Origin of the sequence: Gordonia amicalis, assembly GCF_022059885.1 — a bacterium.
Lineage (GTDB): Bacteria > Actinomycetota > Actinomycetes > Mycobacteriales > Mycobacteriaceae > Gordonia > Gordonia amicalis.
The window spans coordinates 4,839,921-4,852,564 of the sequence record NZ_CP091855.1; the positions used below are offsets into that span (position 1 = coordinate 4,839,921).

11 protein-coding genes are annotated in these 12,644 nt (G+C 67.6%); 3 read left to right on the forward strand and 8 right to left on the reverse strand.

The features are described from left to right. Window positions 1-68: 68 nt before the first annotated feature. The 7 genes from fusA to IHQ52_RS22220 form a co-directional block, all read right to left on the reverse strand. Window positions 69-2,174, reverse strand: a complete 2,106-nt coding sequence (fusA, locus tag IHQ52_RS22190; RefSeq protein ID WP_006434720.1) for an elongation factor G — start codon at window positions 2,172-2,174, stop codon at window positions 69-71. Between the two features lie 89 nt (window positions 2,175-2,263). Continuing rightward, on the reverse strand, window positions 2,264-2,734 hold the full coding sequence (gene rpsG, locus IHQ52_RS22195; protein ID WP_006434721.1) for a 30S ribosomal protein S7: 471 nt from the start codon (window positions 2,732-2,734) through the stop codon (window positions 2,264-2,266). Window positions 2,735-2,740: 6 nt separating this feature from the next. Beyond that, window positions 2,741-3,112: a 30S ribosomal protein S12 gene (gene rpsL, locus IHQ52_RS22200; protein ID WP_004020596.1), complete on the reverse strand. Its 372-nt coding sequence runs from the start codon at window positions 3,110-3,112 to the stop codon at window positions 2,741-2,743. Window positions 3,113-3,523: 411 nt separating this feature from the next. Then, the gene (locus IHQ52_RS22205; RefSeq protein WP_006434722.1) at window positions 3,524-4,327 is read right to left on the reverse strand and encodes a hypothetical protein; all 804 of its coding nucleotides are present in this window, start codon (window positions 4,325-4,327) and stop codon (window positions 3,524-3,526) included. A 10-nt stretch (window positions 4,328-4,337) separates the two neighbouring features. After that, entirely contained in the window at window positions 4,338-5,000 is a 663-nt protein-coding gene (locus tag IHQ52_RS22210; RefSeq protein WP_006434723.1) for a class I SAM-dependent methyltransferase, read from the reverse strand. Window positions 5,001-5,081: 81 nt separating this feature from the next. Next, entirely contained in the window at window positions 5,082-5,684 is a 603-nt protein-coding gene (locus IHQ52_RS22215; protein WP_006434724.1) for a DUF8020 domain-containing protein, read from the reverse strand. A gap of 161 nt (window positions 5,685-5,845) precedes the next feature. Next, the gene (locus IHQ52_RS22220; protein ID WP_006434725.1) at window positions 5,846-6,721 is read right to left on the reverse strand and encodes an exodeoxyribonuclease III; all 876 of its coding nucleotides are present in this window, start codon (window positions 6,719-6,721) and stop codon (window positions 5,846-5,848) included. A 68-nt stretch (window positions 6,722-6,789) separates the two neighbouring features. Here IHQ52_RS22220 and IHQ52_RS22225 point away from each other — a divergent pair, with 68 nt between their 5' ends. Beyond that, window positions 6,790-8,451, forward strand: a complete 1,662-nt coding sequence (locus IHQ52_RS22225; protein ID WP_006434726.1) for a sigma-54-dependent Fis family transcriptional regulator — start codon at window positions 6,790-6,792, stop codon at window positions 8,449-8,451. A 26-nt stretch (window positions 8,452-8,477) separates the two neighbouring features. Here IHQ52_RS22225 and IHQ52_RS22230 read toward each other — a convergent pair whose 3' ends face one another. After that, the gene (locus IHQ52_RS22230) at window positions 8,478-9,635 is read right to left on the reverse strand and encodes an HPP family protein (RefSeq protein ID WP_006434727.1); all 1,158 of its coding nucleotides are present in this window, start codon (window positions 9,633-9,635) and stop codon (window positions 8,478-8,480) included. Window positions 9,636-9,893: 258 nt separating this feature from the next. On the opposite strand from IHQ52_RS22230, the gene IHQ52_RS22235 reads away from it, so the two are divergent. Both IHQ52_RS22235 and IHQ52_RS22240 read left to right on the forward strand, forming a co-directional pair. After that, window positions 9,894-11,390 (forward strand): aldehyde dehydrogenase family protein, encoded by a 1,497-nt coding sequence (locus IHQ52_RS22235; protein ID WP_006434728.1) that lies wholly within the window; start codon window positions 9,894-9,896, stop codon window positions 11,388-11,390. Between the two features lie 52 nt (window positions 11,391-11,442). Then, complete coding sequence (locus IHQ52_RS22240) at window positions 11,443-12,561, forward strand: NDMA-dependent alcohol dehydrogenase (RefSeq protein WP_006434729.1); 1,119 nt, start codon at window positions 11,443-11,445, stop codon at window positions 12,559-12,561. Window positions 12,562-12,644: the final 83 nt, after the last annotated feature.

The following is a 12,644-nucleotide window of genomic DNA, read 5'->3' on the forward strand; positions in this document are numbered from 1 at the left end:
CAGGGGTTTTCATTTACGTTGGTGCGCCCGCTTGTCGGCCAGCGCGTGTCGCCAGGGCGACCGGGGAATTACTCTCCGGTGGCCTTCGCGATGATTTCCTTCGACACGTTCGCGGGAACTTCCGCGTACGAGTCGAACACCATGGAGTAGTTTGCCCGGCCCTGGGTCTTCGACCGAAGGTCTCCGATGTAGCCGAACATCTCCGACAGCGGCACCTGTGCCTTCACGACACGTGCACCACTGCGCTCCTCCATGGCCTGGATCTGGCCACGGCGGGAGTTCAGGTCGCCGATGACGTCGCCCATGTAGTCCTCGGGAGTCGTGACCTCGACGGCCATGATCGGCTCCAGGATGACCGGGCCGGCCATCTTCGCAGCTTCCTTGAGGGCCTGCGAGCCGGCGATCTTGAAGGCCATTTCCGACGAGTCGACGTCGTGGTACTGACCGTCGAGCAGGGTGACCTTCAGGTTGACCAGCGGGTAACCGGCGAGGACACCGTACTGCATGGCGTCCTGGGCACCGGCATCCACCGAAGGGATGTACTCGCGCGGGACTCGACCACCGGTGACGGCGTTGGCGAACTCGTAGGTCGCACCGTCCTCGGCATCCACGAGGGGCTCGAGCTTGATGATGACCTTCGCGAACTGACCCGAACCACCGGTCTGCTTCTTGTGGGTGTACTCGTGCTTCTCGACCGTCTTGCGGATGGTCTCGCGGTACGCCACCTGCGGCTTGCCGACGTTGGCCTCGACCTTGAACTCGCGCTTCATGCGGTCGACCAGGATGTCGAGGTGGAGCTCGCCCATACCGCCGATGACGGTCTGGCCGGTCTCCTCGTCGAGCTGGACCGAGAAGGTCGGGTCCTCTTCGGCGAGCTTCTGGATCGCGGTGCCGAGCTTCTCCTGGTCGGACTTGGTCTTCGGCTCGATCGAGACGTTGATGACCGGGTCCGGGAAGCTCATGGACTCGAGCACGATGGGCGCTGCCGCATCACACAGGGTGTCACCGGTGGTGGTGTCCTTGAGGCCGATCATCGCGTAGATGTGACCCGCGGTGGCGTCCTCGACCGGGTTCTCCTTGTTGGCATGCATCTGGAACAGCTTGCCGATGCGCTCCTTCTTGCCCTTGGTGGCGTTGAGCACCTGGGTGCCGGCGTTGATCCTGCCGGAGTACACACGCACGAAGGTGAGCTTGCCGAAGAAGGGGTGGGCCGCGATCTTGAACGCGAGAGCCGAGAACGGCTCGTCGGCGGACGGCTTGCGCGAGAGGATCTCCTCCTCGTCGCCCACGGCGTGGCCCTCGACCGACGGCACGTCCAGCGGGGACGGCAGGTAGTCGATGACCGCGTCCAGCATCGGCTGGACACCCTTGTTCTTGAAGGCCGAGCCACAGAGAACCGGGTAGAGCTCACGGGAGACGGTCAGCTTGCGGATCGCAGCCTTGATCTCCTCGACGGTGAGCTCTTCGCCGCCGAAGTACTTCTCCATGAGGGCTTCGTCGGACTCGGCGACCGTCTCGAGCAGTTGCTCGCGGTACTCCGCAGCCTTCTCGACCAGGTCGGCCGGGATCTCCTCGATCGTCGGCTCGGCACCGGTCGGCACGACGCCGCGCCAGGTGATGGCCTTCTGCTCGATGAGGTCGACGACGCCGTCGAAGTTGTCCTCGGCACCGATCGGGAGCTGCAGGACCAGCGGCTTGGCGCCGAGACGGTCCTTGATGGTCTGAACGGTGAAGTAGAAGTCCGCGCCCAGCTTGTCCATCTTGTTGACGAAGCAGATACGGGGGACTTCGTACTTCTCGGCCTGACGCCACACCTGCTCGGACTGCGGCTCGACGCCTTCCTTGCCGTCGAACACGGCGACCGCGCCGTCGAGGACGCGGAGGCTGCGCTCCACCTCGACGGTGAAGTCGACGTGGCCGGGGGTGTCGATGATGTTGATCTGGTTCTTGTTCCAGAAACAGGTCACGGCCGCGGAGGTGATGGTGATACCACGCTCCTTCTCCTGCTCCATCCAGTCGGTGGTCGAGGCACCGTCGTGGGTTTCACCGATCTTGTAGTTCACACCGGTGTAGAAGAGGATTCGCTCGGTCGTGGTGGTCTTGCCGGCATCGATGTGGGCCATGATGCCGATGTTGCGCACCTTGTTCAGGTCGCTGAGCACTTCCTGTGCCACTTATTCGCCTCGCATTTTCGCTAGAGCTGTTGGGTCTGAGGTGGGTCCGGCCGCGGCGACCCGGAAAGGGCCACCGCGGCCGACAGTGATCACCAGCGGTAGTGCGCGAACGCCCGGTTGGCCTCGGCCATCTTGTGGGTGTCCTCGCGGCGCTTCACCGAAGCACCGAGGCCGTTGGACGCGTCGAGCAGCTCGTTGGCCAGGCGCTCGACCATCGTCTTCTCGCGACGCTGACGGCTGAAGGTCACGAGCCAGCGGAGCGCCAGGGTGTTGGCGCGACCCGGCTTGACCTCGATCGGCACCTGGTAGGTGGCGCCACCGACGCGGCGGCTCTTCACCTCGAGGGTGGGCTTGACGTTGTCGAGCGCACGCTTGAGGGTGACGACCGGATCGGTGCCGGTCTTCTCGCGGGCCTGCTCGAGCGCGCCGTAGACGATGCGCTCGGCGGTCGACTTCTTGCCGTCCAGCAGGATCTTGTTGACCAGCTGGGTGACCAGCGGCGAACCGTAGACCGGGTCGTTGATCAGCGGGCGCTTGGGTGCGGGTCCTTTACGTGGCATGACTTATCAGTTCCCCTTCTTCGCGCCGTAGCGGCTACGGGCCTGCTTGCGGTCCTTGACACCCTGGGTGTCGAGCGAGCCGCGGATGATCTTGTAGCGCACACCCGGGAGGTCCTTCACACGACCGCCGCGGACGAGCACCATCGAGTGCTCCTGCAGGTTGTGGCCTTCGCCGGGGATGTAGGCGGTGACCTCCACCGAGCTGGTCAGACGCACACGGGCGACCTTGCGCAGCGCGGAGTTCGGCTTCTTGGGGGTGGTGGTGTACACGCGGGTGCACACGCCGCGACGCTGCGGGCTTCCCTTGAGGGCCGCGGTCTTGGTCTTCGCAGCCTTGTCATGACGGCCCTTGCGGACCAGCTGATTGATGGTTGGCACTAGGTGTTCATTCCTCTTTGTTGTCCGTTGTGGTTGGTGCTCCGGGCAAGCTCGTGGAAACCGGTCTCCAGACCGACTTCCGGCGCGCTTCCACAACTCGCCCCACCAGCGCATACGCACTGGTCAGTACATTTTCGCTACCCCGGGGTCGGGCGTGTCATACACTCGACAGCGGATTCGCCTGTCAGGCCGCTGTGCCGCCCTGCCCCGAGTTCACTCGATCTCGGGGCCGACTCGAGAGCCATTGGCCGGGCATGCGGACTGGCCCAGCATTGGCCGGGCACCGACGATCCACTCTACCGATCGGGTTTGCACAGGTCAAAAAACGGATCCTCCGCGCGACCTGCAGGTGAACAGGTCGTGTGCGCTGGGGCCCGAACACACTGCGACATGGCATTACCTTCTCCACTCTTACACCCCCGGACCCGGCGCGTCGAGGCTTCGTCCGGCCCGATCTCGCCGCCCGTTTCCCCTGGCCGGAATCGGTGCCCGGACCTGCGCGATCACGGGCGCAAAAGGACTGTCAGGATCCATCGGCCGGCGCGACGGTGAGCTCTGACCGCCGTACCAGCGGTCGACGATCGTCGCCTGGCGTTCGAGGTTGTGATCGGCCCATTCGTGGTGAGCATCACCCGGCCCGCGGAGGCGGTAGACGTTCTCGCCGAGTTCGTGCCGCGCTTGAACCGCGAGCGCGTCGGCCAGGAACGACGCCGACGACCCGGCGTCGACGATCTGCCGGACGTGCACGAGCTCGTGGATCAGCAGCTGGCCGGGCACCGGATAAGCCGCGGGCCCGGGCCCCAGCGGCGCGTCGAACATCGCGCCGAGGTGACAGAAGACCAGGCCGTCCACCGCGGGCAGCGTGAAGGCACGTCCCCCGCGTCCGGAGAGGTCGGTGAGGATCACGTCATCGAACCACTCGGCAGGCCCGAACACACGCTCGGCGGCTCGACGTTCCTCGTCGGACAGCGGGCGGTGCCGGATGCGGAGGCCGGCAACGATCCCGGCACCCAGGCCCGCCATCACCGCGATCGCGAGCCCGAGGGGTCCGAACCAGATCGTCACGAGTGCGACGTGCGCGGCCACGAGCACCCCTGCGGTCGGCCCTGGTCCCGCGGGCAGACGTTGACCTCCGACTCGATGGGCGAGTGACAGCACGACACCGAGGAACCGTCCGTAGCCGCGGGCCACCCGGATGAGGAGTCGTCTCGACATCGAGTGACCCTCAGTCCCGTACGGCCATGACGACCAGACCGGGCCCGACGTGTTCGTCGGCGGGCAGCCGGAGCTCGGCGACCGGGCGCAGGCCGGCCTGCTCGATCAATCCGACGTACTTCTCCGGCGACCACTGATGGGTCGTCCACTCGACCGGACCGCCGTAGGCCACAGTGCGTCGCACGTCCTTCTCGCCCGTGTGGGTGCCGGTGATGAAGCAGCCGCCCGGCATCAATGCGCGGGCGAATGAGGCCAGCACCTGAGGGAGAACGTGCCGCGGGAGGATGAACAACGACCACCACCCCAGAACACCGCCCAGCGATGCGTCGGCGAGATCCAGGTCGGTCGCCGAGCCGACCTCGAAACGGCAGGACGGGTGCAGGCGACGCGCGTTGTCGATCATGCGCGGCGAGAGGTCCACGCCGGTCACGTCGAGTCCGCGCTCGGCGAGATAGGCGGTGACGGTCCCGGGTCCACAGCCGACGTCGAGCACGGGACCGATGCCCGCCACCGATTCGGCGAACGCGTCGAGTGCGGCCTTCAGCCACGGCTGATACCGGGGGTCGCCGATTCCCGTGTCCACCACCAGTCGGACGTAGTCGTCGGCCACCCGGTCATAAGACGCGCGGACGGCGTCGAGGTCGGCCGGTCGATCGATGGGGTCGGCGCGCATGGGCCCCACGATAGGACCCGGATACGACACCGCCCCCGGTCCGGAGATCCGGCCGGGGGCGGGCATGACGATTCTGGACGCCTACGGGGTGTTGAACCAGGCGACGACCGAGGGCCACGCCTTCGGGTTCGACTCGCCGTAGCCGATGTAGGCACCGATGAACGCACCGACGCCGGCGCCGATCCAGCCGAAGACGATGAAGCCGATGAGGCCGCCGATCAGCGTGTACAAGGGCGTGTTCCCCCGCCAGCCCTTGTTCAGCTCCGTCCACATGATGTCGTAACGCTGCTGCTTGGTCAGGCGCTGCTTGGCCGCCTTCGTCTCGGCGGCGTCGAGCACAGACCGGAAATCCGTTCCGACGACCGGAGTGAGGGTGACCGACGACTTGTCCGCGCCGACCGCGGCGCGCAGCGGAACGGTGAACCCGTCCATCTGCCCCGACAGCGGCATCGACGAGACGGTGCGACCGCGGCCGTCGAGGATCTGCAGCGCACCCGCCGGCGTGACCGCGAGGCTTCCCCCGCGGACGTCGACGATCACGCTCCTGTGGTCGCCGCCGATCGCTGCGGACGCCGTCGGGAGCGCCACCGTCGCCGGTGCCGCGTGTGCCGTCGCAACGGGGACGGCGACGAGTACTGCACCCATCATGGCCAGCGCCATGATCCCTGCCCTGAGGTGCTTCATGTGTGAATTCTCTTTCTCACGAGGATCTTTGGCCCGTGCTCGGGCCGCGGTGATCATATCGGAGAAGAGACAGGTTGCCGCAATCGTCTCAACAGGCCAATCCCGTGTGGGCGCTGACGAATCACGTTGCGGCGCAGCAGATTCGAGAATAGTGAGCGGGATCACTCCGGCGTCTGGGGGAGTTTCACCTTCGAGCCACCGCGCTTGGCCGGATTCGACGGGGGCGGGACCACCGGGCCGATGTCCCCGTCGGGGGCCTCGTCGAGGTCGACGATGACCGGCGCATGATCGCTGGGTTTGCTGCCCTTGCGCGCCTTGCGGTCGATCCAGGCCGCCTCGACCCGGCCGGCGGCGGACTCGCCGGCCAGGATCAGGTCGATCCGCATGCCCAGGTCCTTGTGGAACATTCCGGCACGGTAGTCCCAGTAACTGAAGACCCGGTCGTCCGGCCAGCGGTCACGGACGACGTCCCGCAGACCCAGAGCCGCGAACTCGGCGAGTGCCGCCCGTTCCGGCGGGGTGACGTGCGTGTGCCCGACGTAGGCGTCCGGGTCGAAGACGTCGGCGTCGGCGGGAGCGATGTTCATGTCGCCGCAGAGAAGCGTCGACGACGGGTCTGTGACCGCGCGCGCGAGCGCGGCCAGCCACTCGAGCTTGTACGTGTAGTGATCGGAGTCCGGGGTGCGGCCGTTGGGCACGTAGAGCGAGTAGATGCGCAGGCCGTCGCACACCGCCGAGACCGCCCGCGCCTCGAGCGTCTCCGGGTTCGGGTAGCCGGGCATGCCGTCGAATCCGATTCGCACGTCATCGAGCCCGACCCGCGAGAGCAGGGCGACGCCGTTCCACTGACCCTGCCCCGCATGCGCGATCTCATAACCGCGTTCGGCGAGATCGGCGCCGAGCGTCTCGTGGAATGCGGTATCGGAGAGCTTGGTCTCCTGCAGGCAGACGACGTCGGGACGCCGTTCGTCGAGCCACGGCAGCAGGCGCGGAATCCGCTGTTTCACCGAGTTCACGTTCCAGGTCGCGACGCGCATGGGCCCACGGTAGTACGACCCACCGACGCCGTTCCGGCCCGGCATCCGGGCTTTCCTTCGTCGGTGATGTGTGTCACGTTGGTGTCATCGACACTCTCTCGTTCCGGCCAGATCGAACGCCACACCGCCCTGTCATCGAGCACTCGTGGCGACGGTCGGCGCTATCGGGAGTCAGGCCGGAGGACAACACCCCCGCCCGACTCCGGGACATCGGATCCGCCGATCCGCTGCTCGATGCGGCGCGTCCCGTCCTCGACGACGCCGCGGCCCGTCTCGCCGACACCGACGTGTCGCTGCTGCTCGTCGACCACGAGTGCCGCATGGTCACCCGGGTGGCATTCGGGACGACCGTCGAACGCCGGCTCGATGCGATCGGTGCGACGCCCGGTGTCCCGTTCGGCGAGGACATCGTCGGGACCACCGCGCTCGGCACCCCCGCCGAGACGCGCGGCGGTGTGATCGTCAACAGCACCGAGCACTACCTCGAACAGTTCCGGACGATCAGCTGCTTCGGGCAGCCGATCATCCATCCCGCGACGCGACGCCTCGCGGGGATCATCTGCATGTCCGAGATCGCCGACCGCATCAACCCGCTCGCGGTGCCGGTGGTCAACGGCATCGTCGCCGACATCGCGGACCGGTTGCTCGACCGATCCCGTGCGCACCAGCGACGCGTGCTCGACGCCTTCCAGCGCGCCGCGCCACGTCGCGACATCGCGGTGGCCGCCATCGGCGACGACCTGCAACTCACCAATGCCCTGGCCGCCGAGTTGCTCTCCCCCACCGACATCGGCGCACTCCGCGTGATCGCCACCGATCCCGCGCTGCGTACGACGACGCTGCCCCTCACGCTCGTCTCCGGGGCGGAGGTCGAGGTCGCCGTCGAACCGGTGGCCGGTACCCGCGGGGCCGCACTGTTCCGCTTCCGCGCCCTCAGCACACCGACGACGCCGACGCGGTCCACTCCGGTCCGGCCGTCTCGCACGACCGTCGCCGTCTCCGGTGAGCCGGGCACCGGACGCACGACGCTGGCTCTCGAACTTGCCGCCGAATCATCCGACGAGTCCGGCCGAACCGTGGTCGTCGACGTCGCCGACGAGTTGATCAACGGTCGACAGCCGGATGTCGCCGGTCAGCTCGCACGAGCTCGATCGTCGGGGGTCCCGCTGGTGATCGACGGTGTCGACCTGCTCGACGACCGGTCCATCGCCCTGGTCACGCGGGCCACGGCATCGACACCGGCGGCGGCGCCGTTGATCCTCGTCAGCGGTCCTCGCGCACAGGCGGGTCCCGCGGTCGCGGCGCTGCTCGGCCGGTGCGCAACCCGCATCGATCCGGCGCCACTACGTCACCGGACCTCGGAGCTCGCGGCCGTCGCGAGCGGCGTCCTCGGTGAGATCGATCCTGAACTCACGCTGTCCGGACCGGCGACCGACGCCCTGCTCAGCCAGGACTGGCCCGGGAACCTCACCGAGCTGATCGCGGTCCTGCGGGAGGCCGCGGCGTCGTGCCGGGAGCGGGCGGCACGCGTGATCGAAACCGCGGATCTCCCGGCCACCTATCGGACGACGAGTCGGGCGGCCCATCTCTCCGGACGGGAACAGGCCGAGCGAACCGCGATCGTCGACGCGCTCGACCGAGCGGGCGGCAACAAGGTCCGCGCCGCCCGGGACCTCGGGATCAGCCGCACCACGTTGTACGCGCGGATGCGAGCACTCGGGATCCAGTAGGCACCGCGATGAGGCCGGGCCGTACGTCAGTCGACGAGCGGATCGGCCAGCGTGTGCCGTGCGAGCGCGGCGATGAGGTCGGTCTGCGTGACGATGCCGACCAGCAGGTCCCCGTCGAGCACGGGCACGGCACCGCATCCGCTGTCGGCGAGCATCGGCAACAACGCGGTCACCGGCGCGTCCGGCGCCGCGATCGGCAGCGTGGTGTCCATGACGTCGGCGGCCGTCAGGACGCTGCCGTCCCGGCGCAGCAGCCGGGCGAACATCCGGTCCGATCCGCGTGCCGAGCCCACGCGAAGGCGTGAGACGAGATGGATCTGGAAGACGACACCCAGGAACCGGCCGCCGCGCGTCACCACGGGCAGCGAGGTGAAGCGGTGGGTGTCGAACATCTGCGCCAGGTCGGGAAGTGTCGCGTCCGGTCCCACTGTCACCAGATCCCCGGACATGACGTCACCGGCGACGAGCGGGTCGGCGCGATGGCCCGCAGCCTGGAGTTCGGCTGCCCCGATGAGTCGTGCGAGATCGGCGACACCGAGATTGAGGGACTGGCTGTACCGGTTGAGGATGTCGGTCAGCTCGTCCTCGTCCAGTCCGATCCGCGCGGTGGCCGACGACTCGTCGTCGAACCGACGGTACGGATACCGGCGTCCGGTGACCCGTGCGTATCCGGCCGCGAGCACGACCAGCGCGATCGTCCCCACGGCGACGGGGGCCAGGGCGAACCGGACCCCGAGCGCGTGGACCACGTCCGGGCTGAGCCCGGCGGTCATCGCGACGGCGCCGCCGGGCGGATGCACTGCGCGACAGACCACCATGGCCAGGACCGCCACACCGACTGCGAGCGGGACGCGCAGCTCACTCGGCGACACCAGCAGGGTCACCAAGACGCCGGCGAACGCCGACACGGTGTTGCCGACGACCGCCGACCAGGGCTGGGCGAGCGGACTGTTGGGCGCGGCGAACATCAGGACCGCGGACGCCCCGAACGGTGCGATCAGGACGATCAGGAACAGACCCGTCCGCAGATCGACTCCGGACGTCGCGAGCACGAGTCCGACGAGCCCCAGACCCAGCACCGATCCGACTCCGGCACGTACCGCCTCGCGCAGCGACACCGACGCTCCCGGCGGTCCCACCGACTGCAGCGCACCGCGAAGACGGTCGGCCATGCGCGCTGCCATCGGTTCCCTCTCCGGATGTGGAGGCGGCGCTCGCCACCCCCGGACACGCTAGCGACGCCGCCGGACGCACTTTCCGCGACCCCGGATCACGCCATCCGGCAACGACGAGGTGAAGGTGTTCAGTTTCTGGACACGGCGACCGCCCCGATCGGTGGCAGAAATGAGTCAGGTCACAGCTATGACCCAGATCACCCTGACCGGCTCGTCTCGACCCGCTCGCTTCGCCACCGGCGTCGAGCGCTTTCCCAGGAGGTACCCATGACCGCAGTCGCCACCGACCTGCTCCCGAAGGTCCGCGACTTCATCGGCCACGACCGCCCGATGCTGATCGGCGGTGAATGGGTGTGGTCGGCGTCCGGCCGCACCTTCGAGACCATCGACCCCGCCACCACCCGTCCCCTCACCTCGGTCGCTCACGGTGACGCCACCGACGTCGACCGCGCGGTCCGCGCCGCCCGCGAGGCCTTCGACTCCGGACCGTGGACGCGGATGAAGCCGAACGAACGCGAACGGCTGCTCTGGCACGTCGGCGATCTGGTCACCGAACGCGCGGCCGAGTTCGGTCAGCTCGAAGCACTCGACAACGGCAAAGCCGCGACCATCGCGACCGCCGTCGACACCGCTTGGGCCGCCGACATCTTCCGCTACAACGCGGGCCTGGCCACCAAAATCACCGGTTCGACGGTCGACGTGTCGATGCCGTTCGTACCGGGTGGCGAGTTCCACGCCTACACGCTGCGCGAACCGGTCGGGGTGTGCGGGTTGATCGTCCCGTGGAACTTCCCGCTGCTGATGGCCGCCTTCAAACTGGCGCCGGCGCTCGCGGCGGGCAACACCGTCATCCTCAAACCCGCCGAGCAGACCCCCCTCACCGCACTGCTGCTCGGTGAGATCTTCGACGAGGCGGGCTTCCCGCCCGGCGTGGTCAACATCGTAACCGGATACGGCGAGGCAGGCGCCGCCCTCGCCGCACACGACGACGTCGACAAGATCGCCTTCACCGGTTCCACCGAGGTCGGCAAGAAGATCGTCGAGGCGGCGAAGGGCAATCTCAAGAAGGTGTCGCTCGAACTGGGCGGCAAGAGCCCCAACATCGTCTTCGCCGACGCCGACTTCGAGAAGGCGGTCGCCGGATCGGTGGCCGCGTGGATGTTCAACCACGGCCAGTGCTGCGTCGCCGGCACCCGGTTGTTCGTCGAGCGTCCGATCTTCGACGACTTCACCGCGGCGGTCGCCGAGGCCGCATCCCAGACGAAGATCGGCCCCGGCCTCGATCCGGCCACCGAACTCGGACCGCTGGTGAGTCAGGAGCAGTTCGACCGCGTGTCCGGCTACCTGGCGGCCGGACTCGCCGACGGTGCACGAGCATTGACCGGCGGAAAGCGTTGGGGCGATGAGGGATTCTTCATCGAGCCGACCGTGTTCGGCGACGTCGAACCCGACTTCTCCATCGTGCGCGAGGAGATCTTCGGGCCGGTCGTCGCAGCGCTGCCGTTCGACGCCGACACCGGGGTCGCGGCCGCGGCCAACGACTCCATCTACGGTCTCGCCGCGGGCATCTGGACGACCGACCTGTCGAAGGCGCACCGGACGGCCCGCCAGATCAAGGCCGGTTCGGTGTGGGTCAACCAGTACAACGGCTTCGACACGGCGATGCCCTTCGGTGGCTACAAGCAGTCGGGCTGGGGCCGCGAACTCGGCTCCTCGGCCATCGACCTCTACACGCAGACCAAGGCCGTCAACATCGCGCTGTGACCGGCCATCCCTGATTCACCCAGAGTTCCCATCAAGTGCAAAGGAGCACGTCATGACACTCACCACCAAGGCCGCCGTTCTCACCGCCCCCGGAAAGCCCTTCGAGATCGTCGAACTCGATCTCGACGAACCCCGCGAGGGTGAGGTCCTGATCAAGTACACCGCCGCGGGCCTGTGCCATTCCGACCTCCACCTCACCGACGGCGACCTGCCGCCCCGCTACCCGATCGTGGGTGGTCACGAGGGCTCCGGGATCATCGAGGCAGTCGGACCCGGTGTGACCAAGGTGAAGCCGGGTGACCACGTCGTGTGCAGCTTCATCCCCAACTGCGGCACGTGTCGTTACTGCTCGTCGGGACGACAGAACCTGTGTGACATGGGCGCGACCATCCTCGAGGGTTCGATGCCCGACGGCACCTTCCGATTCCATTCGGGCAAGGATGATTTCGGCGCCATGTGCATGCTGGGCACGTTCTCCGAACGCGCCACCATCTCGCAGCACTCGGTGGTGAAGGTCGACGACTGGCTGCCCCTGGACAAGGCGGTCCTCGTCGGCTGCGGCGTACCGTCGGGCTGGGGGACCTCGGTGTACGCCGGCGGCGTGCGACCCGGTGACACCGTGGTCATCTACGGCATCGGCGGCCTCGGCATCAACGCGGTGCAGGGTGCGGTGTCGGCCGGCGCCAAGTTCGTCGTGGTCGTCGACCCGGTGGACATGAAGCGCGACGCCGCTCTGAAATTCGGTGCGACGCATGCCTATGCGGACCCGCAGGAGGCCGCCGCCAAGGTCAACGAACTGACGTGGGGACAGGGCGCCGACCAGGCACTGATCCTCGTGGGCACGGTCGACGAGGAAGTCGTGTCGAACGCGACGGCCGTCATCGGCAAGGGCGGCACAGTGGTCATCACCGGTCTCGCCGATCCGGCCAAACTGACCGTGCACGTGTCGGGCACCGACCTGACGCTCAATCAGAAGACGATCAAGGGCAGCCTGTTCGGCTCGGCCAACCCGCAGTACGACATCGTCAAGCTGCTGCGTCTCTACGATCAGGGCCAGCTCAAGCTCGACGAGCTGATCACCACCACCTACACCCTCGACCAGGTCAACGAGGGCTATCAGGATCTCCGCGACGGCAAGAACCTTCGCGGGGTCATCATCCACGGCGAGTGAGCCGAGCCGGACTCGCCCGGGGGACTCATCCCCGGGCGAGTTCGCGTATCCGTTGCCCTCCGGTTCGCCGCACGCAGTTCCCC

What these genes read in the sequence shown, in the direction of transcription:
- rpsG (WP_006434721.1), bottom strand. Translation starts at nt 2,734, where the DNA reads ATGCCACGTAAAGGACCCGCACCCAAGCGCCCGCTGATCAACGACCCG.
- IHQ52_RS22230 (WP_006434727.1), bottom strand. Translation starts at nt 9,635, where the DNA reads ATGGCAGCGCGCATGGCCGACCGTCTTCGCGGTGCGCTGCAGTCGGTG.
- IHQ52_RS22210 (WP_006434723.1), bottom strand. Translation starts at nt 5,000, where the DNA reads ATGCGCGCCGACCCCATCGATCGACCGGCCGACCTCGACGCCGTCCGC.
- IHQ52_RS22205 (WP_006434722.1), bottom strand. Translation starts at nt 4,327, where the DNA reads ATGTCGAGACGACTCCTCATCCGGGTGGCCCGCGGCTACGGACGGTTC.
- IHQ52_RS22240 (WP_006434729.1), top strand. Translation starts at nt 11,443, where the DNA reads ATGACACTCACCACCAAGGCCGCCGTTCTCACCGCCCCCGGAAAGCCC.
- IHQ52_RS22235 (WP_006434728.1), top strand. Translation starts at nt 9,894, where the DNA reads ATGACCGCAGTCGCCACCGACCTGCTCCCGAAGGTCCGCGACTTCATC.
- IHQ52_RS22220 (WP_006434725.1), bottom strand. Translation starts at nt 6,721, where the DNA reads ATGCGCGTCGCGACCTGGAACGTGAACTCGGTGAAACAGCGGATTCCG.
- IHQ52_RS22215 (WP_006434724.1), bottom strand. Translation starts at nt 5,684, where the DNA reads ATGAAGCACCTCAGGGCAGGGATCATGGCGCTGGCCATGATGGGTGCA.